Here is a 24,183-nt window from a genome sequence, read left to right on the forward strand (position 1 = left end):
CCCGTCGCACATGGAGAATGACATGAAGACGTCCATCCTTGCGCTGGGTTTTGCCACCGTTGCCACCATGGCCGCGGCACAAGACAAGCCCGTGCTGACTGTTCTGACCTATGACAGTTTCACCGCCGAATGGGGCCCCGGCCCGGCGGTGGAAACGGCGTTCGAGGCGACCTGCGCCTGCGATCTGCAATTCGTGGCGGCGGGCGATGGCGCGGCGTTGCTGGCGCGGGTCCAGATGGAGGGGGCGGCGTCGGAGGCAGATGTCGTGCTGGGGCTGGATACCAACCTGACCGCTGCCGCCACGACCACGGGCCTGTTCGCGCCGCATGGGCAGGGGTGGAAGAACAGCCTGCCAGTGGCGTTCGATGACCCGACCTTCCTGCCCTATGACTGGGGCTGGTTTGCCTTTGTGCATGACAAGGCAAAGCTGCCCACGCCACCGAAGAATTTCGAAGAACTGGCTGCGTCAGACGTGAAGATCATCATTCAGGACCCCCGGTCATCCACCCCCGGGCTGGGGCTGCTGATGTGGGTGAAGGCCGCCTATGGTGATAAGGCGGGGGCGATCTGGGAAGGGCTGGCCGACAATATCGTGACGGTGACGCCCGGCTGGTCTGAGGCCTATGGGCTGTTTCTGGAGGGTGAGGCAGACATGGTGCTGTCCTACACCACATCGCCCGCCTATCACCTGATTGCCGAGGAAGACGCCAGCAAGGCGGCGGCGGCCTTCAGCGAAGGGCATTATTTGCAGGTCGAGGTGGCGGGGAAATTGGCCGCGACGGATCAGCCGGAACTGGCGGATGCCTTTTTGGCTTTCATGGGGACCGAGGCGTTCCAGTCGGTGATCCCGACGACGAACTGGATGTATCCGGCAGTGACACCTGCGGCGGGGTTGCCGGCGGGGTTTGAGACGTTGATCACGCCCGAAACATCACTCCTGCTGACGGCGGATGAGGCATTGGCCGCACGCGAGGGGGCGCTGGCCGAATGGCAAGCCGCGCTGGCACGCTGAGGCCACCTTTCGGGGCGGCGATAATCGCCGCCCTGCTGGGAGGGATGACGCTGGGCACAGTTGCCGTGGTGGCGCTTTATGCCGGGGCGGCGATGCCGGGTGTGGCGGATTGGGCGGCGGTGCGGTTCACCGTGACGCAAGCGGCGTTGTCGGCGGTGATCTCATGCCTGCTGGCGGTTCCGGTGGCGCGCGCGCTGGCGCGACGGCGCTTTGCGGGGCGGGGGCTGCTCATCACGCTGATGGGGGCGCCGTTCCTATTGCCGGTGATCGTGGCGGTGCTGGGCTTGCTGGCAATCTTTGGCCGTGCGGGGGTGTTGAATGACGGGCTGGCGATGCTGGGTCTGCCGCGCCTGTCGATCTATGGGCTGCATGGCGTGGTGCTGGCGCATGTGTTTTTGAACCTGCCGCTGGCGACGAGGATGCTGCTGCTGGGCTGGCAGGCGATCCCGGCCGAGCGGTTCCGGTTGGCGCAATCTTTGGACCTGACACCCGGCGCGCAGTTCCGGCATCTGGAATGGCCGATGCTCCGGGCCACCCTGCCCGGCGCGATTCTGACGGTGTTCACCATCTGCCTTGCGAGTTTCGCGGTGGCATTGACGTTGGGTGGTGGGCCGGGGGCGACGACGGTGGAACTGGCGATCTATCAGGCGCTGCGGTTCGATTTCGCGCCAGAGCGGGCGGCGACGCTGGCAGTGCTGCAATTCGCACTGTGCCTGACGGCGCTGGCGGTGGGTTGGTCGCTGATCCGGGATACGGGGTTCGGCACCGGGCTGGGGCGGCGGGTAGAGATGCCTGCGCCGGACGGATGGCGCAAGGGGATGGATGTGGCGGCGATCGTGCTGGCGGCGGGGTTTCTGATGCTGCCCTTGGGGGTGCTGGTGATCCGGGGGCTGGGCGGGATGGATGAACTGCCGGGGGGGATGTGGGCTGCGACACTGCGGTCTGTGCTGGTGGCGCTGGTGACGACGGTGCTGGTGACCGGAGCGGCGCTGGTTCTGGCGATGGCGGCGGGGCGGCGGGCGGCGGGGCATCGGTTGTTCGATGCGGCGGCGACCTTGCCGCTGGCGGCATCGTCGCTGGTGATCGGGACGGGGTTGTTTCTGGCACTGCGCGGGGTGGCCACGCCATCGGCGATGGCGCTGCCCGTGACGATTGCGGTGAATGCGACGCTGGCGCTGCCCTATGCCTATCGCCTGCTGCTGCCCGAGGCGCGGGCGCTGCATCAGGGGCATGACCGGCTGGCGCAGGCGCTGGGCCTGACGCGGGGCGCGCGGCTGCGGCTGGTCACCCTGCCCTGCCTTGCGCGGCCGCTGGGGTTTGGTGCGGGGATCACGGCGGCGCTGTCGATGGGCGATCTTGGGGTGATCACCTTGTTTGCCGCCGAGAACAACGCCACGCTGCCCCTGTTCATTCACGGGCTGATGGGCAGTTACCGGATGGAGGCGGCAGCGGCGGCATCGCTGATCCTGATGGGAATATCCTTTGCGCTGTTTGCGCTGTTTGACAGGATCGGACGCCATGCTGCAGCTTGATCATCTTGTGCTGACCGAGGGGGCGTTCCGGCTGGAAGCGGACCTGACACTGCCACAGGGCGCGCGCTGCGCGGTGCTGGGGCCCTCGGGGGCGGGGAAATCGACGCTGCTGAATGCGATTGCGGGGTTTGTTGCGCCGCAGGCGGGGCGCATGCGGTGGGACGGGGCGGATATCACCGATCTGCCACCCGGACAGCGGCCCGTGACGATCCTGTTTCAGGATCAGAACCTGTTTCCGCATCTGACGGTGGAGCGCAACCTTGCGCTGGGCCTGTCGCCGGATGGGCGGATCGACGCGGCGGCGCGGGTGCGGATCGCGGAGGCGCTGGCGCGGACGGGGCTGGAGGGGTTGGGCGGGCGCAAGCCGGGGCAGTTGTCGGGCGGGCAGCAAGGGCGGGCGGCGCTGGCGCGGGCGCTGTTGCGGGCGCGGCCGCTGCTGTTGCTGGATGAGCCCTTTGCGGCGCTGGGCCCGGCGCTGAAGGCCGAGATGCTGGCGCTGGTGCGGGAGGTGGCGGATGAGACGGGGGCGACCGTGTTGATGGTGACGCATGACCCGCAGGACGCGCAGCGTTTTGCCGATGTGACGATGCTGGTGGCCGAGGGACGGGCACATGCGCCCGTGGCGACCGGGGCGCTGTTTGCCGATCCGCCCCCGGCGCTTGCGGCCTATCTTGGTGCAGGATGAAGATTCTTTGCGCCGCCCGTTGACACCACCTGCGGGCTTCTTTACGTAGCCCCACATCGACTTGGGCCCAGATGGCGGAATTGGTAGACGCACTGGTTTCAGGTACCAGCGCTGCAAGGCGTGGAGGTTCGAGTCCTCTTCTGGGCACCATGTCGATCTGACGAAAGGGCGCGGGTTCACACCCGCGCCCTTTGTGTTTTCCCCGGTCCGTTGACCCCCGTGCGTTGACCCCTGAGCCGCGCGTCGGTATGGCTGCCCGGATACCTGCCGAAAGGACGCGACCTTGGCCATTTTCCTGCATCAGAACGACCTGCCCGATGGTCTGGACCTTGGCCCTGTGGTGGCCATTGATACCGAGACGATGGGGCTGGACCCGCGGCGTGACCGCCTGTGCGTCGTGCAACTGTCGGACGGCAAAGGCGACGCGCATCTGGTGCAGATTGCGAAGGGGCAGAGGAGCGCGCCGAATCTGGAGCGGTTGCTGACCGATCCGGCGGTGGTGAAGCTGTTCCATTTCGGGCGGTTCGACATTGCGGCGTTGAAGAACGCCTTCGGGGTGACGACCGCGCCGGTGTGGTGCACGAAGATCGCTTCGCGGCTGATCCGGACGTTCACGGATCGGCACGGGCTGAAATACCTGCTGCTGGAACTGGTGGGCGTGGATGTTTCCAAGCAGCAACAAACGAGTGACTGGGGGTCGGTGGAGCTGACCGATGCGCAGAAGGAATATGCGGCATCGGATGTGCTGTATCTGCACAAGCTGAAGGCCGAACTGGAGATGCGGCTGGTGCGGGAGGGGCGGATGGATCTGGCGCAGCGGTGCTTTGATTTCCTTCCGACGCGGGCCGAGCTGGACCTGATGGGATGGGATGAGCCCAATGACATCTTCCACCACTGATTTGCTGGCCACAGGCCGCCGCGTGATCCGCCGCGAGGCGGAGGCGCTGGCGATGCTGGCTGAAGGGCTGGACGGGGCCTTTGCCGCGGCGGTGGAGTTGATCCTGAACGCCTCGGGGCGGGTGATCGTGTCAGGCATGGGCAAATCGGGGCACGTGGCGCGCAAGATCGCCGCGACCTTTGCCAGCACGGGCACGCCCGCCCAATTTGTGCATCCGGCCGAGGCCAGCCATGGCGATCTGGGCATGGTGATGAAGGGCGATGTGGCGCTGGTGCTTTCGAACAGCGGCGAGACGCCGGAGCTTGCCGATATCGTCGCGCATACCCGGCGGTTCGACATTCCGCTGATCGGTGTGGCGGGGAAGGCGGAATCGACTCTTCTGAAACAGTCGGATGTGGCGCTGCTGTTGCCGACGGTGCCGGAGGCCTGTGAAACCGGGATCGTGCCGACGACATCGACGACGATGACGCTGGCGCTGGGGGATGCTCTGGCGATTGCGCTGATGGAGCATCGCCAGTTCACGCCGGATCAGTTCCGCGTCTTTCATCCCGGGGGAAAGCTGGGCGCGCGGCTGGCGCGGGTGGCAGATTTGATGAGCACCGACGCGCCACTGGTGGCGCATGATGCGCCGATGAGCGATGCCCTGCTGATGATGTCGGCCAAGGGCTTTGGCGTGGTTGGCGTGACGGACGGGGACGGGTATCTTCAGGGGATCATCACCGATGGTGACCTGCGCCGCCATATGGCGGGGCTGCTGGACCTGTCAGCGGGGGATGTGATGACCGCCGCGCCGCGGACCATCGGGCCGGGGGCATTGGCAGAAAAGGCCGTGCGGATCATGAACGAGAAGAAGATCACCTGCCTGTTCGTGGTGGACCCGGAGGGAAGCCAATCCGTGATCGGGCTGCTGCATATCCACGACTGCCTGCGCGCCGGGATTGCGTGATGGCACGGCGGGTGGCGCTGGATGGCTGGTCACGGCTGGTGGCGGCCTTGAAGGTGCTGCTGCCGCTGACGGCGCTGGCGATCCTGTCGATGCTGTTTCTGATTTCCAACCGGATCAATCCGGATGACGCCCTGCCCTATGCCGAGGTGGACGTGGAGGCGCGGCTGAAAGAGCCGCGGATGACCGCGCCTACCTATGCCGGAACCACCAGCGATGGCGCGTCGCTGGAGGTGACCGCCGCAGAGGCACGGCCCGCCGCCGAGGGTGAAACCGGGGCGAATGCGATTGGCGTTCAGGCGCGGCTGAGCACCCCGGATGGGCAGCAGACCGACCTGGAAGCCGCGACGGCACAGATGACGCTGAACGGGACCGAGATCACCTTTTCCGGCGATGTGCGGTTGACGCACAGTTCCGGCTATCGCGTGACATCCGACGAGATGACCGCCCGACTGGGTGAAACCGACGTTCAGGCACGGTCTGCGGTGGCAGCTGAGGGGCCCGGCGGGCGGATCACCGCGCAGTCCATGCGTCTCATGCCTGCGGGGGATGGTAGCGAAGGTTATCTTCTGGTTTTCAACGGGGCGGTTAAGCTGGTATATCAACCGGCAAAGTAAATTCTGACCGATTTGAGGGAAACATGCCCGCCGCCCTGCGCGCCTTGATCTTGACCCTGGCGCTTTCTCCGGTGATGGGCGGTTTCGCATTGGCGCAGACCAGCATCAACCTGACCGGTCTGCAACAGGACACGACCCTTCCTGTCGAGGTAACGGCTGACAGTCTGAGCGTGGATCAGGGCACGGGGCAGGCAACATTTGCCGGCAATGTCGTGGTCAAGCAGGGCGAGATGACGATTTCGGCCGGAACCGCGCGGATCGAATATCTGCCGGATGGCCAGGGAATCGCCAAGGTGCTGCTGGATGGGCGGGTGCTGTTTGCCAGCCCGACCGATGCCGCCGAGGCGGATGCTGCGGTCTATACCATCGCGTCGGGCGAGGTTGTGATGACGGGCAATGTGCTGCTGACGCAGGGGCAGACGACGATTTCGGGCAACAGGCTGGTCTATAACCTGGATGCAGGAACGGGCAGCATGGAGGGGCGGGTTCAGACAGTGTTTGTGCCCGGCAAGGCCAATCCGTGAAGACTGGTCCTGACCTAACCGTAACCGCCGGATCGGCGGGGCTGTCCATCCGCAACCTGCGCAAAAGCTATAAGCGGCGACCGGTGATCCGGGACGTTTCCATGCAGTTGAACCGGGGCGAAGTGGTGGCGCTGCTGGGGCCGAACGGTTCGGGCAAGACGACCTGCTTCTATGCCATTGCCGGGCTGGTGACGCCGGAAGGCGGCGAGGTGCTGATCGACGGGCGCGATGTGACCGCGCTGCCGATGTATCGCCGGGCGCGGCTGGGGATCGGCTATCTGCCGCAGGAAGTTTCAATTTTTCGCGGCCTGTCCGTCGAGGACAATATCCTTGCCGTACTAGAGATTACGCATTCCGACCGGCACAAGCGGCGCGAGCGGCTGGAGGAATTGCTGTCGGAGTTTTCAATCACCCATCTGCGGCGTGCGCCTGCGCTGGCGCTGTCGGGCGGGGAACGGCGGCGGGTGGAGATTGCGCGCTGCTTGGCGGCGGACCCGAAGTATCTGCTTCTGGACGAACCCTTTGCCGGGGTGGACCCGATTGCGGTGGGGGAAATCCGCGGATTGGTGCAGGATCTGAAAAGCCGGGGCATCGGGGTGCTGATCACCGATCATAACGTGCGCGAGACGCTGGAGATCGTGGACCGCGCCTATATCCTGCATGACGGCAAGGTGCTGATGAGCGGGACCACCGATGAGGTGGTGCGCGATGAAACGGTGCGCCGGGTTTACCTGGGCCAGAATTTCAGGATCGGCTGATCCCTGCCACTGCGGATGCCTGCAACGGCACCTGCGCGGACCCATCCGAACGACGCTGTTGACAAGATGGCACGGGCGGATGCCAAATAACCGTGATGAGTGCGCAAATCGCCCTGTCCCGATCTGCCAATACCGCCGCCACGACGGCTGGTCACCTTGCAGGAACGCACTTTCGGTACCACGTCAGTTTAACGAGGGTTCGCCCGTCGCCGGTTTCGGCGCGGCCGGGCCGATTTCATGCGGAGGAAGCACTATGCGATACCAGATCAGCGGCCGACAGATCGACATCGGGGAGGCGCTTCAGACGCATGTGAAGGCCGAACTGGGCGAGGTGGTGGAGAAGTACGCCCAGCGCCCGACCGATGCCGTGGTGATCTTTTCGCGGGCAGCGCATGAGCATGTCTGTGAAGCAACGATCCACCTGTCGACCGGGCTGACCGCGCAAGCCAAGGGCCATGCCACGGAAATCTATGCCGCTTTCGAATCTTGCCGCGAGAAGATGGACAAGCAGCTGCGTCGCTATAAGCGCCGTCTGCGCAACCACCACAGCGCCCGGACAGCGCCTGTTGAATTCGCCGGCGGGTCGTCCTATATCCTCGCGCCAACTGAGGAGCCCGAGGACGACGACCACACTGATCTGGCGCAGCCCATTGTGATTGCCGAGATGGAGACGAAGATTCCTTCGATCACCGTCGGCGAGGCGGTGATGCAGCTGGAATTGGGGGGTCAGAAGATGCTCGTGTTCCGCAATGAAGGACATGGCGGCGTGAATGTCGTTTACCGTCGCGATGACGGGAACATCGGCTGGATCGACCCGCGCAACGCAAAATAACGCACGCACGCGCGCGCCACAGGAACGACGACCGCCAATGGACCTATCCAAGCTATTGATTCCGGGAGCTGTTCGGATTGTCGGGCAGCTGACAAGCAAGAAGCGGCTTTTCCAGGAACTGGGAGAGCTTGCCGCGCAGGCCTATGGCATGAGCGGGGCCACGGCGATTGACGGGTTGCAGGAACGCGAAAGCCTGGGCCCGACCGGCGTGGGGCATGGCATCGCCCTGCCCCATGCGCGGCTGGAAGACCTGAAGCAGATCCGGGGCGTGTTCATCCGGCTGGAGAAGCCGCTGGATTATGACAGTGTCGATCGCCAGCCTGTCGATCTGGTGTTCGGGCTGTTTGCGCCCAAGGATTCGGGCGTTGATCACCTGAAGGCGCTGGCCTTGGTCAGCCGCACAATGCGGGATCAGGCTGTGGTGTCGAAACTGCGCGCCAACAATGACCCGGCCAAGATCTATGCGATCCTGACAGAGGCCCGGTCGACCCAAGCGGCGTGAGCCTTAACGTTTGGGAAAGAAGCCGAAACCCAGATAATCGCGCTGATAGGTATCGCGCGCTGCTTCCTCAAGTTCACCATCGCGGATGGTGTCTAGCGCGTCATCCATGGCGTCACGGGGAAAGGTGATCTGCGGCGCGGGTTGGCCCAGTTCGGCGCAGAGAAAGGCCAGCCCTTCGGCCAAGGTGTCTTCGCGCAGGATCAGATCGGGCGGCGCGAACAGGGCGAAGCCTTGCAGAATGGCGGATTGGCTGGCCCAGGCGGCATCGGTGCGAAAGCCGGTCTGGCCGGCAAGATTGCGCTTGAGGAATTTCAGAAAGGCGAGGAAGGCGGCGCGACGCTCAGTCGGGTCGGTGTAGGTGTCGCCGGGGCGTGGCAGGGCCACGCCGTGAACGCGGGAGAGGATGTTGCGCTGTTCCGCCTGCAACCCGCCTTGTTCCAGCGCGCAAAAGGCTCGGTGGGCCCGGTCCAGCGGATGGCGCAGGACGGTAAAGCTGCGATGGCCGGGATGGGCGCGTTTCCACTGACGCAGGGTCTTGTGGGTGAAATCCCGATCCAGCCCGCCGAGGGTGGACAGCCAGTCGATCACCGGGGCGACCGGGCCCGCCTTGATGGGCATGAACAGAAGGGGGACGTCGCGGGCGGTGACATAGCCGGGAATTCCGGCATGGCGGCGGGGTTCGAAATTGGGCGTGCGCGACAGGTTGAACTGATCGAGCCGGGCCAAGGCCTGTTCCATCGCGGCGGGATTGGTGACCTTGTCCGCCAGCGGTTCAGGGTTCTGCACGGTGAGGGAGGAATCGACAGCCTCAAGCCGCGCATCCACCCCCAGAAAGGCGGCAAGACCGTTCAGCACGGCCAGATCGGGGATGTCGTCATAGTCGATGTAAAAGGCCGTTTGCCCGCGTGCCTGCAACGCGCGCAACAGGCGGATCTGAAACTGCTGCACTTCATCGAGGTGTTCGGTGAATTCCAGCGCGTCAAAACGGGCCTTGGCCTGTTTCAGGTTCTTTGGGTTGGTCAGTTTCCACTGACCGGTGGCCTTGGCGATTTTCAGGCTGACATAGCTTTCCACGGGGTTGCGCGTCAGCACGATCTTGGCGCAGCGGGGATCATCCATCACCAGATCGAAGATGCGGGGATCATGGTCGTGGAAATAGCGAAAGCCCGACAGGCCGGGTGTGCGTTCGCGCATGCGGCGCAGAAGGAAGGCGGGGTCTTCCTCGCGCTGTGCGAGCGTGACGCCGAGGAATTCGGTCTGGTCCTTCTTGCCGATGAAAAAGGGATTGAACGCCTCTCCATGGCAGGTGACGCCGGAAAGGGCATTGAGGTTGGCTTCGAGGAAGTTGGAACCTGTCCGCATTTCGGCGAACATCACGAAACTGTCGAACGGGCGGGTCACTGGATCACTTCACTAGGTAGGGGCGGCCCCTGCGGGAATCGGAGGGGCGGGCATCGGTCGTGGCAGGGAAATCGCCCATCAGGACGGGCTGCATCCCCTGATTTCGCAGGTTTTGCAGGAATTGGCCAAAGCCGGTGAGATCGGTCATGCGCGGCGCTTCGGTCAGGCGGCGCAGCGAGCGGGGGCTGATTTCATCGACGATGGTTTGCAGCGGTTCCATCGGGTTTTCGATGAATTCGGCAAGATTCCAGATGCGGATGCGCGCCTTGGCGGCTCCGTTGCGCAGGATCGAGAGGTGTTCGAGTTCGATCTTTTGCAGGCGCGCGGCTTCGCGGCGGATGTCGGTAAAGTTGAGATTGGATTTGAACAGCGGCACCGCCCAAGCGCCGGAAATGACCGAAATCTGGGCGTTGGAATCCAGCGCCATGAACCAGTTCAGTTCCTGATTGTCGCCCGGGCCAAACTGGAAGCACTGACGTTCGCCACGGGTGGCCCAGATCAGGTTGGCAAGGAACGACCGCGCGTTGTAATCGCGCAGGGCGGCGCTGTCGGACAGGGCACCGTTGAAGACGGCCTCACCACCGGCAAATTCCACCCGGTCCGGCGCAAAGAGGTGGCCATGGACGCGGGTGCTGGTGACCTTGCCGAGCCAGCCTTCGAAGTTTTCGAACACGTCGGAAAAGCCCTGGAACATCGAATAAGGCGCGGCAGTGCGGCCGTTTTCCCAATGTTCATTGGGAAAACGGCTTTGCATGTAAAGGCCGGGGCGGCCCTTCACGCGGCGCTCGACGGCCTTGGAGAACAGGCGGTCGATCTTGCCCGGATTGGGTTCACCGCCGGCCTGCCCTTCGGCATCATCCGACAGGAAGGTGGCATACAGCTTTGTGGCATGGGGCCAGATCTTGCGGGCGACAAAGCAATCCGACCGGCGCAAGAGTTGCAGGTGGTCATCATAGAAGATGTGCGGCTTGCCTTGAAAATCAAACTTGGACAGCGTGAGCGACCGGCTTTCCACATTGGCGGACACCTGACGGACCAGCGTCTGGAAATAGCTTTCATCCGGAATCCAGACGCGGCGGAAGTATCGGTCATAGAGCGCGCGATCGGGGCCTTGCAGGATGGTCGACAGGGTTTGCCGCGTCAGGCACCACCATTGGCTGCCCAGATGCGGGACGATGCCATTAGGGATGGTGCGCTGAAAGCCGGCCTTGCGTTGCAGGTTGACGTAACGGTCAAAGAGCCAGCGCTGCGTACGCCAGGAAAAGGGGAAACGCAGGGTGAAGCGTTCCATGTTCAGACCGCCGATTGTCCAGCCCACCTCTTCGGTCGTGACGGATTCGATGAAATCGGTGCGGGGGCGTTCGTCGAGATAGGCGATCAGTTCCTGCACCGGGCGCAGCGGCAGGCAAGAGCCGGAGGCAAGGTAGACATGCCGGACGGAGGGGAAATCTGACAGCATCACCTCTGCCGCGGATTGGGTGGCGGCAACGATGCCCCAGGTGCCCCATTCGCAGGCGAAGCGGTCCGAGAAGCGGATATTGGTCAGGTCGGACAGATCGGCCTGAAGTTTCTCGACGCTCCATTTCTGAACGCGCTTGTCGATGTGGATGACAACGGGACAGCCGCGTTCGGCCCAGTGGCGGGCGGTGTCAGCCGCGCGATGCAGCGCTGTGTGGCACAGCATCACAAAGCCGAGGGTGCCGTTGGGGACCTGTGTCATGCCCAGTTCCCCTTGGACATGAGGCCCAGAATTTCAAGCTGACGCCAGTTGATGTATTTCTCTGACCACTTGCACCACAGTTCGGGCTGCGACTTCAGCCCGTCGCGATAGGCGATGTATTCGGCACTATTGGCATAGTGCTGGCCACGCGCCAGTTCCTCTTCGGCCTTGGCGGCGAAGGTATCAAGGAATTTGGCATGAAGCAGGCAGCCCGAGGCCTTTTCACCCCCCCATTCATCATAAACGAGATTCAGCCCGCGCGGCATGAGCATGTGGGTGGAACTGGCATAGGCATAGGCGCGGTTCCACTTCACCAGCGGGATCTTGTTCATGGCGGGTGCGCGCTTGGGTTCGTCGGGAAAAAAGACGCGAGCTCGGGGGCCGCCCTGAATCCAGAGGTTGCCATTGCCGTGGTTGCGCTTCACCGAATAGTTGGCGCTGTCGAACCATTGGGCGATTTCAAACGGATCCTGCCCTTCGCGATAGGGCTGCGCGTTGATCGGGCCCTTGGGATACATATCCAGGATCATGGCCGAAAAGGACCGGACACCCGAGGTATCCAGCCAATCCGTCAGGGCGCGCAACGGGCGAGTTTCGCAGAAGGGATAGACCAGGAATTCATCGGGATCGACGACCAGCGTCCAGTGGCCGTGGCAGTACTTGCGTTGCAGCGCGGTAATCCAGTCCATCCCGAAGCGGGATTTGCGATAGCTTCCCTCTGTCACCCAGAGCGACACATCCGGCTGTTGCTGCAGGAATTCGCGCGACCCGTCATCCGACCCGTTATCGACGATCAGGAAGTGATTGACGCCAAGATCACGGTAGTAGCGCAGGAAATAGGGCAGGCGGATGCGTTCGTTGCGCATCGTCGACAACAGAAGGATGGAGTCGCCGCGAATAGCCCCGGTGCGGTTGACGACATTCGTCATCTCGCGCCGCTTGAGCCAGCCGCGAAGATGCAGGCTTCTTCGGCGCAGCCGCAGACGATATGCCCCGATCACTCCCACAGACTGCGCCCGCTTCCCTTATCGGCCTGTCGCAGGAGATGCTGCGACGGGCTGCCCTGCCTAAAGTCCTGCCCGGTTCTCTTGTCGCCCCGCCGTAGCCCCAGTGTTGGACCCCGGTTCTGGCGTAACGACAAATTGGCTGAAAGATTAGTGTTTGCACCCGCACAAGTAAACAATTGCTGGACGGCAGTATAATTCAAACCGGCGCAAATGATGCAATTTGCACGCATCATACCCACCCCCCGCGCGACATGAGGCCGAGGGATTCCAGCGCGCGCCATGTTGTCAGGCGGCGGGAATGGGGCGACCAGAGATCGGGGTTTTCGCCCAGCGCATCATAGTAGCGGTCATATTGCGCAGAGTTCGAAAAATGCTCGCCCCGCGCCTGTTCGATGCGGGCACGGTCCACGACCGTGCGCAGAAATTTGGTGTGCAGCAAAAGGCCGGAAGGGGCCTCGGACCCGTCGGTAGCGTAGATGCGGTTCAGGCGGGGTGGCAGGAGGGAATGGGTGGAGTTGACGTAAGCATAACGCCAGTGCCATTTCACCAGCGGCACCTTGTTCAGGGTGGGTGCGCGGCGGGGTTCGGCGCCGAAGAACATCCGCGCGCGCGGGCCGCCCTGCACCCAGAGATTGCCCATCGGCTGCTGGATGCGGATGCCATAGCCGGATGGATCGAACCACGGCAAAACCGCCAGCGGATCATCGCCCGCGCTGTAGGGGTGATCGGCAACAGGACCCTTGGGATAGAGATCAAGCATCATGGCCCCGAACATCGGGCGACCCTGCGCATCGAGCCAACGGGTAAGCGCGTGCAGATCGCGGCTGTCCCAATAGGGGTAGATCAGTAGTTCGTCGGCATCGACCGTCAGGCACCAATGGCCGTGCCCGTGGCGCATCTGAAGCCAGGTCAGCCAGTCCATCCCGAAGCGTGATGCCTTGTAGGAGGCATTGGTCACCCAGAGCGAGACATCGGGTTGCGCGGCAAGCAAGTCAGTGGTGCCGTCATCACTGCCATTGTCGACGATCAGGAAATGCGACACGCCGAGGCGGCGGTGGTGATCGAGGAACCATGGCAAGCGAACGGCTTCGTTGCGGACGGTGGAAAAGCCCAGAATATCACCCTTGCCGATGGCGGCGGTGCGGTCGATCCGGGGGGTCAGTTCGTGGCGGCGGGCATAGGCGCGGCCAAGAAGCCTGCGCCGTTTCCAGCGCAGGCGATAGGCGGCAAGCAGGTCTGCGGGCGCGGTGGCCACAACCCTGCCGAAAGGGTTATTGCGCGGCCTTTTGCAGCGCCATCATCTCATGCAGGTAGGCCGAGAATTCATCGCGCAGGTCAGGCCGCGACAGGCCAAAGGCGACGGTGGCTTGCAGGAAGCCCGCCTTCGAGCCGCAATCGTAACGCTGGCCGCGGAAGCGATAGCCAAAGACGTTGCCGGCGGCGGTTTCTTCGGCGATGGCGTCGGTCAGCTGGATTTCCCCGCCTGCGCCCTGTTTCATGCGATTGAGGTTCACCAGAACCTTGGGCGACAGGATGTAGCGCCCGATCACCGCGAGGTTTGACGGGGCCGAGCCCAGCGGGGGCTTTTCAACCATACCTTTGGCCTTGACGATCGAACCCATATCTTCGGCGATGTCGAGAACGCCGTAGGATTTGGTCCGTTCCGGTGCCACCTCCATCGCGGCGACCATGTTGCCGCCGGTTTGTTCATACGCCTCGACCATCTGTTGCAGGCAGGGCTTTTCGGCGGCGATCACGTCATCGGGCAGCAGGACGGCAAAGGGTTCGTTCCCGATCAGGCGGCGGGCACACCACACGGCATGGCCAAGGCCCAGCGGGCGGTTCTGGCGGATGTAAGCAATCGCGCCGGAATCCATGTTGGTTTCCTTGAGCACTTCGAGCAGATCGTCCTTGCCGGATTTGCGCAGCGCGCTTTCCAGTTCGGGGGCGCTGTCGAAGTAATCCTCGAGCGCGGATTTCCCGCGCGAGGTGACGAAGATGAATTCCTTGATCCCGGCGGCGCGCGCCTCGTCGATGGCGTATTGAATCAGGGGACGGTCGACCAGCGTCATGATCTCTTTCGGGATCGACTTCGTGGCTGGCAGGAAACGCGTTCCCAGCCCTGCCACGGGGAAGACGGCTTTTGTGACCTTTTTGACTTTCATCTTAGCACCCAATTCTGCCCCGTTTGTTTCCGGGAATGTAACCACGTGGCCCGATACACGATATTCCACGCCACTTATTGCAGCATTATGGCAGAATAGCAGCGTTTTCCGGAGGATGGAATTAATGTCCTTGCCGCTAGCGCGGGATCGGCGGCAAATCAAGGGCTGGCTTTGCCAGACCGGGAAACTGCCACAAAATCCGGCACAGCGCTGCGGGATTTCCCCGCCGTAGGGACGGAGCAGGTCAGCCCATGCTGGACATCATGGATTCGATCACCGGCACGTCGGAGGGGTTGTTCAGTTCCCAGAACTGGCGGCCTCTGGCCTGCACCTCGACACACAGCACGGCGCGGCCGTTTTCCAGGAAACGGAGCTGTTCCAGACCTTCCAGCGTTTCCAGCGGGCCGATCTGCCAGCCGGGATAGGCGGCCAGTGCGGCGGGGCGATAGGCGTACACTCCCACATGGTGAAAGACGGGGGTGGGTTCGTCATCGGCATAGTCGCGGCCCGTGAAGGGGATAACCTCTTTCGAGAAATAGAGCCCGCGTCCGCCTGCGCCAAAGACGGCGGTGGTGCCGCCGACGCGGCCATGGCGGCGATCTTCCAGCAGTTTGGCGCGCATCGCGCCTTCGCAGCGCAGGACAGGAGTTGCGATTTCGGCCTGCGGATCGGCGCGGAGGCCCGCGACGAGATCTTCGATGAACCAGGCAGGGGTAAGCGGCGCATCGCCCTGAAGGTTTACCACAATGTCATAGCCCGGCAGTTTGGCCGCCACCTCGGCGCAGCGTTCGGTGCCGTTCTGGCAGGTGGTGGAGGTCATCACCACCTCGGCCCCGAAGGCGGTTGCGTGATCGGCGATCCGGTCATCATCCGTGGCCACGACCACGCGGTCCGCGCCCTTCACGGCCATCGCCGCCTCCCATGACCGGCGGATGAGCGTCTTGCGCCCGTCGGGGCCGTTCAGTTCCACCAGCGGTTTGCCGGGATAGCGGGTCGAGGCGTAGCGGGCGGGAATGGCGATGAGGACGGTCACTGAGCAGGCTCCAGCGTGAAGATGCCACCTTCGAAGGGCAGGAAGGCCGCGTCGCGGCCATCGGTGGTGACGAAAGGGTAGAGAACGCGGCGGGCGGCGGGGTCGCCTTGGCCTTCGCAAGTGATGCGGTGTACGAAAAGTTCGGAGGCCAGCGTGAAGCGCGGATCATCCAGCGTGGCGAAAGCCGCGAATTCCGGGTTGGCGAGGAAATCGTCGGGCGCGTAGGTGGTGTAGGACATCGACTGCCCTGCAAAATCGCAGGCGTAGAACGCGCCTTCGGCATAGCCGGCTTCGAAATACTGGGTGGCACCCTGAAGGGCGGCTGGGTCAATGAACCAAGCCTCGCCGCTGAAGGAGTCCACTGTCCATGTGGTTTCGATGAAATCGGCATGGGCCTGTGTGGCCAGCAAAGCCGTCAGCAAGACGGGAAGGGCGCGCGGCAGGGTCATTTCTTCAGGTCCACACCGGGGGCAAAGGCGATGAAGAACGGATTGTCCCAGCCCGGTTTGCCGTATTCGAGCGGGGCGTGGGTGTCGAAATGCACCACGTGGCCGCCTGCGCCGCGCAAGACGGCATCGCCTGCTGCCGTGTCCCATTCCATGGTCCGGCCAAGGCGGGGATAAAGGTCGGCCTCACCCGTAGCGACGAGGCAGAATTTCAGGCTGGACCCGGCCGAGGTCATGTCGCGCACGGCGTAATGGGCGATGTAATCGTCGGTCGCCTGATCGCGGTGCGATTTGGAGGCCACGACCATCAGCGCGGCATTGTCCGGGCTAGAGACGCGGATCGGTTGCAGCGGGCCGGGGGTTGCCTTGTCGAAGGCGCCGGTTTCCTCAACCGCCGTGCCATCGGGCAGGGTGTAGAACAGCCGGCCCTTGGCGGGGGCATAGACCACCCCGCGCAGGGGGATGCCGTCCTGCACATAGGCAATGTTCACAGTGAAATCGCCGCGACGCTGAACGAATTCCTTGGTGCCATCCAGCGGATCAACGATCAGGAAAGTGCGTGCCGAAAGAGCGTGGCTGTCGGCCTGTTCTTCGGTGATCAGGGTCACATCCGGGAAGGCGGCGCGTAGACCAGCCGAGATCAGCGCATCGGCGGCTTCGTCCGCCTCGGTCACCGGGGAGGCATCGGATTTGGCCTTTACCGCGAAATCCGGGCTTTCATAGACCGCCAGGATCACATCCCCGGCTTCGAGCGCAAGGCGGCGCATGATGGGGATCAGGTGATCAAACTGCATCGAATACCTCGTATCGGCGCGGCTGTCGGGTCGCCGCAGTTGAACTGAACACAAGGTCGCCTTATCATCCGGAGCAACGATAAGGGCAAGGTTTCCCAGTGGGTGCGCGGGCCGAAGTACGGGCTGCGGGCAGGATTGCAAGGATCTCGGCGTGCGGTTTCAGGCGGATGTCAAGCGGACACGGGCGCGAACGGCCTTGGGCATGCTGGAACTGGTGTTCCACGGGGCCGTCCACAATGTGCGCAAGACCCATACAAGTGCGGTGTTCGGCCTTGTGCTGAACGTGATCCAGTCAACGCTGATGATCGCCGGTTTCTACCTGATGTTCACCTTTGCCGGCGCGCGGCCGAATTCGATCAGGGGGGATTATGTCCTGTTCCTGATGTCGGGCGTGTTCATGTTCATGACCCATGTCAAAACGATGAAGGCCGTGATGTCGGCTGACGGCCCGACATCGGCCATGATGAAACACGCGCCGATGAACACGCTGATCGCCATATCATCGGCGGCGCTGGGGACGCTGTATTTGCAGGTCTTTTCAGCGTCGATCATCCTGTTCGTCTATCATGCGGTTTTCGCGCCGCTGACCTTTGACGATCCTGTGGGCATGACGGCGATGCTGGTGCTGGCCTGGGCCACGGGGATTTCCGTGGGGATGCTGTTTCGCGCGGCATCGCCGTGGCAGCCACGGTTCTTTGGAATTGTGGCCTCGCTTTATACGCGGATCAACATGATCGCATCTGGCAAGATGTTCGTCGCCAATGCGATGCCGACATTGGTGCTTTCCTTCTTTGACTGGAACCCGTTGTTTCATGTGATCGATCAAGGCCGGGGCTATATCTTTCTGAATTATGCGCCGCGCTACACGAGCATTGAATACCCCGTCTATGTGATGCTGGCCTGCCTGACGCTGGGGTTGATCGGGGAATATTACACAGGCAAGCGGGTATCGGTCAGCTGGACGATGGGGAAGTAGCGCCCGCTACATCCCGCCCCTCTACAACCCGCCCCTCTACAACCCGCAATGTCAGGTTGATGCGCCCGCCGCCCGGCAGCAGCCGCGATGAACGAAAGCGCAGCCTGTCGATCCCGTGCCAGGCAAGGCGCGCGGGGCCGCCCATCAAAAGGACATCGCCGGATTTGAGCCAGAGGCTTTCGGTCGGATCCTTGCGATCAGGGCCGCCCATGCGGAACAGCGCCTCATCCCCCAAGCTAACGGACAAGACTGGGAAGGAGAAATCACCTTCGTCCTTGTCCTGATGCAGGCCCATCTTGGCACCTTCGCCATAGAAATTGATGAGGCAGCAATCGGGCGCGCGGGACAAGCCTGTAAGGTTTTGCCACAGATCCAGCACGACCGGCGGGATGGCAGGCCAGGCCTGACCTGCGGGATGGCGGGGTTCATAGCGATAGCCCTGCTGATCGGTGATCCAGCCAAGCCGCCCGGCCGAAGTCATCCGTACGCTCATTGGGCGGCCGCCCGGCGTGACAGGCGCATAAAGCGGGGCCGCCGCTACGATGCCGCGCAGATCCGCCACGAGGGCGGTTTGGGCAGGACCGTCAAGCAAGCCGGGCCAGTAACGAAAGCCCCGGATTTCAATTGGCACGGCCATGTATGCGTTCCTTTGCATTGATATTACTTTCCAGCAGGCCAGCCGCTTGCAGCCCCCCGATGCCCCTCTTATATACACGGTCAAGCCGGGATACGGGCGGGCCGCCTGCCCCGGATGCACTTGGGATCGGGGCTGGATGCCTGGCTAGGGTCCGTCCCCAAAACATCGCCGAAAGAAGAGGTAGCATATCATGGCCAAAGTCATCGGGATTGACCTCGGGACCACGAACTCTTGCGTTGCCATCATGGATGGTTCGCAGCCCCGGATCATCGAAAACTCGGAAGGCGCGCGCACGACGCCATCTATTGTTGCGTTCACGGAAAGTGAGCGCCTGGTGGGCCAGCCCGCCAAACGGCAGGCAGTCACGAACGCCGCCAACACCGTCTTTGCCGTCAAGCGCCTAATCGGGCGCCGCCATGACGACCCAGCGGTGCTGAAGGATCAGAAGAACATTCCGTTCAAGGTTGTGAACGGCGGCAACGGCGATGCCTGGGTCGAAGTGCGGGGCGAGAAGTACAGCCCCAGCCAGATCTCGGCATTCATCCTGCAGAAGATGAAGGAAACCGCCGAATCCTATTTGGGTGAAACCGTCACGCAGGCCGTGATCACGGTTCCCGCCTATTTCAACGACGCCCAGCGTCAGGCCACCAAGGATGCCGGCAAGATCGCCGGTCTGGAAGTGCTGCGCATCATCAACGAACCGACGGCGGCCGCGCTGGCCTATGGTCTGGACAAGAAAGAAACCCGCACCATCGCGGTCTATGACCTTGGTGGCGGTACGTTCGACATCACCATTCTGGAGATCGATGACGGCCTGTTCGAGGTGAAATCCACCAACGGGGACACGTTCCTTGGCGGGGAAGATTTCGACATGCGGATCGTCACCTATCTGGCGGATGAGTTCAAGAAAGAGCATGGCGTCGACCTGACGCTGGACAAGATGGCGCTTCAGCGTCTGAAGGAAGCTGCCGAAAAGGCGAAGATCGAGCTTTCGTCCAGCCAGCAGACCGAAATCAACCAGCCGTTCATTTCGATGGACAAGAACACCGGTCAGCCGCTGCACCTTGTGGTGAAGCTGACCCGGGCCAAGCTGGAATCGCTGGTCGATGACCTGATCAAGAAGTCGATGAAGCCCTGCGCCGCCGCGCTGAAGGATGCCGGTCTGACGACGTCGGACATCGACGAGGTCGTTCTCGTGGGTGGTATGACCCGGATGCCGCGCGTGATCGAAGAGGTCACCAAGTTCTTTGGCAAGGAACCGCACAAGGGTGTGAACCCGGATGAGGTTGTGGCCGCCGGTGCCGCCATTCAGGCGGGTGTGTTGCAGGGCGACGTGAAGGATGTGGTCCTGCTGGACGTCACCCCGCTGTCGCTGGGGATCGAAACGCTGGGTGGCGTGTTCACCCGGTTGATCGACCGCAACACCACGATCCCAACGAAGAAGAGCCAGATCTTCTCGACCGCCGAAGACAACCAGAACGCCGTGACGATCCGGGTGTTCCAGGGCGAACGCGAGATGGCCGCCGACAACAAGATGCTGGGCCAGTTCAACCTGGAAAACATCCCGCCAGCACCGCGTGGCATGCCGCAGATCGAGGTGACCTTTGACATTGACGCCAACGGGATCGTGTCCGTCGGCGCCAAGGACAAGGGCACCGGCAAGACGCAGCAGATCACCATTCAGGCCTCGGGCGGCCTGAGCGATGAGGACATCGAAAAGATGGTCAAGGACGCCGAGGCGAATGCCGATGCGGACCGGGCCCGTCGGGAACTGGTGGAATCGAAGAACCAGGGCGAAAGCCTGCTGCATTCGACCAAGAAGTCGCTGACCGAGCATGGCGACAAGGTCGATGCCTCGACTGTGGAAGCGATCGAGCTGGCGATGCAGCCGCTGGAAGAAGCGCTGAAAGGTGAGGATGTCGGCAAGATCAAGGGCGGCATCCAGAACCTGACGGAAGCGGCGATGAAGCTGGGCGAGGCGATCTACAAGGCCAGCCAGTCCGATGCCAGCGGGGCCGAGGAAGACGGGCCGCGTCCGGTGGACGATGACATCGTCGATGCCGATTTCGAAGATCTGGGCGAAAACAAGCGGAAGTAACACCGCGTGAATCGGAAGAGGGGGCGGTTCGGAAACGGACCGCCCCCACCCGGTTCTGAGAGGGGGTTTTGTCCCGAATGGCAAAACGAGATTTCTACGACATTCTAGGCGTGGCACGTGGCGCATCCGCCGACGAGCTGAAGAAAGCCTATCGGCAGAAGGCCAAGGAGCTGCATCCTGACCGGAATTCGGACAACCCGAATGCCGAGGCGCAGTTCAAGGAAGTGAACGAAGCCTATGACGTGCTGAAGGATGCCGATCGCAAGGCCGCCTATGACCGGTATGGCCATGCCGCCTTTGAGGGCGGCGGTGGCGGGCGCGGGGCGCAGGGCTTTGGCGGCGCGGGCAATGGCGACTTCGCCAGCGCGTTTTCGGACGTGTTCGAAGACCTGTTCGGCGATTTCATGGGTGGCACGCGCGGGGGTGCGGGTGGCGGACGGTCACGCGCACAGCGCGGGTCTGACCTGCGCTATAACCTGCGTGTTTCCCTGGAAGAAGCCTATCAGGGCGTGCAGAAAACGATCAACGTACCCACTTCCGTGGCCTGCGACACCTGTCGCGGCACCGGGGCCGAGGGCGGCGCAGAACCCGTGACATGCCCCACCTGTTCGGGCATGGGCAAGGTGCGGGCGCAGCAGGGCTTTTTCACCGTGGAACGGACCTGCCCCACCTGTAACGGCATGGGCCAGATCGTGAAAAACCCCTGCCGGTCTTGTGGCGGGGCGGGCCGGATCGAGAAGGAGCGGTCGCTTTCCGTGAACATCCCGGCTGGGGTGGAGACGGGCACACGCATCCGGTTGGCGGGTGAGGGTGAGGCAGGGTTGCGCGGCGGGCCTGCGGGCGATTTGTATATCTTCATCGAATTGCGGGAACACCCGATCTTTCAACGCGACGGGGTGCATCTATTCTGCCGCGTGCCCATCAGCATCACAGCAGCCGCCTTGGGTGGCGAGGTTGAGGTGCCGACGATTGATGGTGGCCGCAGCCGCGTGAAGGTGCCGGCGGGCGCTCAGACGGGCAAACAGATGCGGCTGCGCGCCAAGGGGATGCCGGCGCTGCGCGGTGGCGGTCTGGGCGATATGGTGCTGGAACTGGCCGTTGAAACGCCGGTGAACCTGACCGCGCGGCAGAAGGAAATCCTTCAGGAATTCGAGAAGCTGAGCGAAGAAAACAACCCCGAGGGAAAGACCTTCTTTTCCAAGGTGAAAGGCTTCTGGGACGGAATGAAGAGCTGATCCGATCCTTAGCGCCTTTGAAAGGGCCATCGGGAAACCGGTGGCCCTTTTGCATGCCGCGGGCGTTAAGGCCCTGTTCACTTGTTTCGCGGACACTGGCGGTATGAGACAGGCACAGCATTTTCACGAAGGAACCTTGCCGCTCTTCCCCGCCGGGGATGAGGATGAGGCGGTGTGTGCCACACCGCTGACGGGGCGGCTGCCCAGTTACATCACCGATCACCGCAAACGGCTGCGCGCGCGGTTTACTGAAACCGGCGGGCAAGGGGTGGCGGAATACGAACTGCTGGAACTGGTCCTGTTCCGCGCCATCGGTAGGCAGGATGTAAAGCCGCTGGCGCGGCGGTTGCTGGACACGTTCGGCGATCTGGCGCGGGTCGTATCGGCCCCCCCTGCCCGGCTGATGCAGGTGCATGGCGTGGGCGACGCGGTAGTGATGGAGTTAAAGCTGATGGAGGCGGTGGCGCAGCGCATGGCGCGGTCGCGGGTGATGCAGCGGCCTGTGCTGTCATCCTGGAACGCGCTGCTGGATTACTGCCATACCGTGATGGCCCATGCCGAACAGGAGCATTTCCGCATCCTGTTTCTGGACCGCAAGAATGTGCTGGTGGCGGATGAGGAACAGGCGAAAGGCACGGTGGACCATGTGCCAGTCTATCCGCGCGAGGTGGTGAAGCGCGCGCTGGAACTGGGCGCTTCGGCGTTGATACTGGTGCATAACCACCCGTCTGGTGACCCTACACCTTCATCCGCGGATATCGACATGACGCGACAGATCATGCAGGCCTGCGCTGTGCTGGGGATCACGCTGCATGACCATCTGATCATCGGCAAAAGCCGCGAGGTCAGTCTGCGGGCGGAGCGTCTGATTTAAGGAAATCGGGGCGCAGCCAAAGCTCTACCCGCCGGTTCAGGCGGCGGCCTGCGCCGGTTTCATCGCAAGCCATCGGAAGCGCCTCGCCAAAGGCCATGACCTGCGGCAGACGATCCGGGGGCAGATCGGGCGTGGCGGCCTGAAGGGCAGCCAGAACAGCCTCGGCCCGGGTTTGCGACAGGGCAAGATTGGCGCTTGCAGCGCCGGACCCATCAGAGAACCCTGCCAAGATCATTGCCTCGCCGCGAAACCCGTCGGAATCAAGCAGACGGGCAAGGTCTTCGATATTGCCGCGCGAGTGGGCGTCCAGCGTGCTGGACCCATCTTCGAACCGGAAGGTGAAGGACAGACGATCCGCGCCATCCATCACATCGACAAGACGCTTCAGATCAGCCAGCGTGGTTTCTTCGCCCGCGCCCTGAATGGCGTTGATCAGGCGCAGGCCATCGGCCGTCATCGGTTGGCGTTCGGCGTCGCGGTCGACATAGCCCTGCGCGGCGATCACCTGTTGGGCCTGTGGCAAGCTGAGGAATTCAAGGAATTCCCGCGCCATCAGCGGCAGACGGCGGCGCGGGGTGAGCAGGTGGAGCGGAAGGGAGAGGGGATAATCCTCGGCCTTCACCGCGAGTGTGCTGGGCAGCAGGGGAAAGCCGCAACTGTCGGTCAGGGTTACAGCACGGGCCTTGCCAGCCACAGCGCGGGCGGTAACGGCCAGCGCCCAGGGATCGCGGGCGACAGCCTCGGCCAGGGTGGCGAAATCGGGGTGAACCTCCGTCGCCGCGACCTCGCGCCCCAAACGGCCAGAGAGGGCGCGTTGCAGGCCGTTGGTGGCGGGCAGGCCATGCAGGACCAGCGGCATGTCGGGGCCGCCGATTTCAGACCAGTTCGTCACCTCGCCCGACAGGGCGCGCGCCAGATCGGCCGAAGAGATTTGCGCAACCGGGTTGTCGGCAGCAACAACCGGGACCAGCGCATCAAGGGCGAGCGGGCGCGACCCCAGATCGGGTTCGGTGCTGGCAGATAGGATCAGTTCCGCGCCGCCCGACAGCAGAGCCGCGCGCGCAGCCTCCTGACCCATGGGTTGGAAGGTGAATTCAGCCAGTATCTGACCGGTGGTCGGATCGGTAAGGGTGGCGGTGGCGTCAGTGACGCTGTGATCGAGCCCGCGCGATGTGGCGAAGGCTGCCACAAGGGGCGGGATCAGACTGCGGCCGGGATCGCCTTCGCCCACGATGCGGACGGGGATACGCGGGGCCATCAGATCCGGGCAACCGGGGCCGTCACAGATGACGCCCTGTCCATCCACCGTCAGCGGGCCATATTCGGTTGCGATTCTGTAAAATTCGCCATCCCAACCTTGCAGCGTGCCGGTCAGCGACAGCCCACCATCACGCGCGGTCAGCGTCACATCCTGCGCCGCCGCCATGCCTGCACAAAGACAGGCAGCAAGAACCGCGACACGATACGACACAACCTTCATTCAATCCCGCCAAG

At 63.1% G+C, this 24,183-nt stretch carries 24 protein-coding genes and 1 tRNA gene; 15 read left to right on the plus strand and 10 right to left on the minus strand.

Annotated features, from left to right (window positions below; translation table 11 throughout):
- Positions 1 to 22: 22 nt before the first annotated feature.
- From thiB to RSE12_01145, 11 genes are all read left to right on the plus strand, one after another.
- The gene (gene thiB, locus RSE12_01095; protein ID WRH62959.1) at positions 23 to 1,012 is read left to right on the plus strand and encodes a thiamine ABC transporter substrate binding subunit; all 990 of its coding nucleotides are present in this window, start codon (positions 23 to 25) and stop codon (positions 1,010 to 1,012) included.
- Positions 988 to 2,544: an ABC transporter permease subunit gene (locus RSE12_01100; GenBank protein ID WRH62960.1), complete on the plus strand. Its 1,557-nt coding sequence runs from the start codon at positions 988 to 990 to the stop codon at positions 2,542 to 2,544. Before thiB ends, RSE12_01100 begins: the two co-directional genes overlap by 25 nt.
- Positions 2,531 to 3,229, plus strand: coding sequence for an ATP-binding cassette domain-containing protein (locus RSE12_01105; protein WRH62961.1), 699 nt, complete (start codon positions 2,531 to 2,533; stop codon positions 3,227 to 3,229). The genes RSE12_01100 and RSE12_01105 overlap by 14 nt, the downstream gene beginning before the upstream one ends.
- Positions 3,230 to 3,294: 65 nt before the next feature.
- A tRNA-Leu gene (locus tag RSE12_01110) sits at positions 3,295 to 3,379 on the plus strand.
- 133 nt (positions 3,380 to 3,512) lie between these two features.
- A complete protein-coding gene (locus RSE12_01115) occupies positions 3,513 to 4,127 on the plus strand; it encodes a ribonuclease D (GenBank protein ID WRH62962.1) in 615 nt (204 codons plus the stop codon).
- A complete protein-coding gene (locus RSE12_01120) occupies positions 4,108 to 5,073 on the plus strand; it encodes a KpsF/GutQ family sugar-phosphate isomerase (GenBank protein ID WRH62963.1) in 966 nt (321 codons plus the stop codon). Before RSE12_01115 ends, RSE12_01120 begins: the two co-directional genes overlap by 20 nt.
- Positions 5,073 to 5,687 carry an LPS export ABC transporter periplasmic protein LptC gene (lptC, locus tag RSE12_01125; GenBank protein WRH62964.1) on the plus strand — a complete coding sequence of 205 codons (615 nt, stop codon included), beginning with the start codon at positions 5,073 to 5,075 and terminating at the stop codon, positions 5,685 to 5,687. Before RSE12_01120 ends, lptC begins: the two co-directional genes overlap by 1 nt.
- Before the next feature lie 23 nt (positions 5,688 to 5,710).
- Entirely contained in the window at positions 5,711 to 6,211 is a 501-nt protein-coding gene (gene lptA, locus RSE12_01130) for a lipopolysaccharide transport periplasmic protein LptA (protein ID WRH62965.1), read from the plus strand.
- The gene (lptB, locus tag RSE12_01135; GenBank protein ID WRH62966.1) at positions 6,208 to 6,969 is read left to right on the plus strand and encodes an LPS export ABC transporter ATP-binding protein; all 762 of its coding nucleotides are present in this window, start codon (positions 6,208 to 6,210) and stop codon (positions 6,967 to 6,969) included. Before lptA ends, lptB begins: the two co-directional genes overlap by 4 nt.
- 253 nt (positions 6,970 to 7,222) lie before the next feature.
- On the plus strand, positions 7,223 to 7,801 hold the full coding sequence (gene raiA / locus RSE12_01140; protein ID WRH62967.1) for a ribosome-associated translation inhibitor RaiA: 579 nt from the start codon (positions 7,223 to 7,225) through the stop codon (positions 7,799 to 7,801).
- Between the two features lie 37 nt (positions 7,802 to 7,838).
- Entirely contained in the window at positions 7,839 to 8,303 is a 465-nt protein-coding gene (locus RSE12_01145) for a PTS sugar transporter subunit IIA (GenBank protein WRH62968.1), read from the plus strand.
- A 3-nt stretch (positions 8,304 to 8,306) separates the two neighbouring features.
- Here the strand turns inward: RSE12_01145 and RSE12_01150 are convergent, their stop codons facing one another.
- The 8 genes from RSE12_01150 to cysQ all read right to left on the minus strand — a co-directional run bounded on the left by RSE12_01150 (position 8,307) and on the right by cysQ (position 16,869).
- Positions 8,307 to 9,704, minus strand: a complete 1,398-nt coding sequence (locus RSE12_01150; GenBank protein WRH62969.1) for a nodulation protein NodH — start codon at positions 9,702 to 9,704, stop codon at positions 8,307 to 8,309.
- A 4-nt stretch (positions 9,705 to 9,708) separates the two neighbouring features.
- Positions 9,709 to 11,424, minus strand: a complete 1,716-nt coding sequence (locus RSE12_01155) for a beta-1,6-N-acetylglucosaminyltransferase (protein ID WRH62970.1) — start codon at positions 11,422 to 11,424, stop codon at positions 9,709 to 9,711.
- Entirely contained in the window at positions 11,421 to 12,431 is a 1,011-nt protein-coding gene (locus tag RSE12_01160; protein ID WRH62971.1) for a glycosyltransferase family 2 protein, read from the minus strand. Before RSE12_01160 ends, RSE12_01155 begins: the two co-directional genes overlap by 4 nt.
- Positions 12,432 to 12,660: 229 nt before the next feature.
- Entirely contained in the window at positions 12,661 to 13,686 is a 1,026-nt protein-coding gene (locus RSE12_01165) for a glycosyltransferase family 2 protein (protein ID WRH62972.1), read from the minus strand.
- 16 nt (positions 13,687 to 13,702) lie between these two features.
- Positions 13,703 to 14,596 carry a UTP--glucose-1-phosphate uridylyltransferase GalU gene (gene galU, locus RSE12_01170; protein ID WRH62973.1) on the minus strand — a complete coding sequence of 298 codons (894 nt, stop codon included), beginning with the start codon at positions 14,594 to 14,596 and terminating at the stop codon, positions 13,703 to 13,705.
- Positions 14,597 to 14,840: 244 nt separating this feature from the next.
- Positions 14,841 to 15,629 carry a manno-octulosonate cytidylyltransferase gene (locus RSE12_01175; GenBank protein WRH62974.1) on the minus strand — a complete coding sequence of 263 codons (789 nt, stop codon included), beginning with the start codon at positions 15,627 to 15,629 and terminating at the stop codon, positions 14,841 to 14,843.
- Positions 15,626 to 16,078 carry a hypothetical protein gene (locus tag RSE12_01180; protein ID WRH62975.1) on the minus strand — a complete coding sequence of 151 codons (453 nt, stop codon included), beginning with the start codon at positions 16,076 to 16,078 and terminating at the stop codon, positions 15,626 to 15,628. Before RSE12_01180 ends, RSE12_01175 begins: the two co-directional genes overlap by 4 nt.
- A complete protein-coding gene (cysQ, locus tag RSE12_01185) occupies positions 16,075 to 16,869 on the minus strand; it encodes a 3'(2'),5'-bisphosphate nucleotidase CysQ (protein ID WRH62976.1) in 795 nt (264 codons plus the stop codon). The genes RSE12_01180 and cysQ overlap by 4 nt, the downstream gene beginning before the upstream one ends.
- Before the next feature lie 151 nt (positions 16,870 to 17,020).
- Between cysQ and RSE12_01190 the strand changes: the two genes are divergently transcribed.
- Positions 17,021 to 17,845, plus strand: a complete 825-nt coding sequence (locus RSE12_01190; protein WRH62977.1) for an ABC transporter permease — start codon at positions 17,021 to 17,023, stop codon at positions 17,843 to 17,845.
- Here RSE12_01190 and RSE12_01195 read toward each other — a convergent pair.
- Positions 17,823 to 18,482: an alpha-ketoglutarate-dependent dioxygenase AlkB gene (locus tag RSE12_01195; protein WRH62978.1), complete on the minus strand. Its 660-nt coding sequence runs from the start codon at positions 18,480 to 18,482 to the stop codon at positions 17,823 to 17,825. The genes RSE12_01190 and RSE12_01195 overlap by 23 nt on opposite strands.
- A 190-nt stretch (positions 18,483 to 18,672) precedes the next feature.
- Between RSE12_01195 and dnaK the strand changes: the two genes are divergently transcribed.
- The 3 genes from dnaK to radC all read left to right on the plus strand — a co-directional run bounded on the left by dnaK (position 18,673) and on the right by radC (position 22,689).
- Positions 18,673 to 20,580 carry a molecular chaperone DnaK gene (dnaK, locus tag RSE12_01200; GenBank protein WRH62979.1) on the plus strand — a complete coding sequence of 636 codons (1,908 nt, stop codon included), beginning with the start codon at positions 18,673 to 18,675 and terminating at the stop codon, positions 20,578 to 20,580.
- A gap of 77 nt (positions 20,581 to 20,657) precedes the next feature.
- On the plus strand, positions 20,658 to 21,815 hold the full coding sequence (gene dnaJ / locus RSE12_01205; GenBank protein WRH62980.1) for a molecular chaperone DnaJ: 1,158 nt from the start codon (positions 20,658 to 20,660) through the stop codon (positions 21,813 to 21,815).
- Positions 21,816 to 21,918: 103 nt separating this feature from the next.
- Entirely contained in the window at positions 21,919 to 22,689 is a 771-nt protein-coding gene (gene radC, locus RSE12_01210) for a DNA repair protein RadC (protein ID WRH62981.1), read from the plus strand.
- On the opposite strand, the gene RSE12_01215 is transcribed toward radC, so the two are convergent.
- Complete coding sequence (locus RSE12_01215) at positions 22,661 to 24,169, minus strand: phosphate ABC transporter substrate-binding/OmpA family protein (GenBank protein WRH62982.1); 1,509 nt, start codon at positions 24,167 to 24,169, stop codon at positions 22,661 to 22,663. The two genes, radC and RSE12_01215, sit on opposite strands and share 29 nt — an antisense overlap.
- Positions 24,170 to 24,183 lie beyond the last annotated feature (14 nt).

The sequence above is a fragment of the Fuscovulum sp. genome (assembly GCA_035192965.1).
In the GTDB taxonomy this organism is placed as follows: domain Bacteria; phylum Pseudomonadota; class Alphaproteobacteria; order Rhodobacterales; family Rhodobacteraceae; genus Paragemmobacter.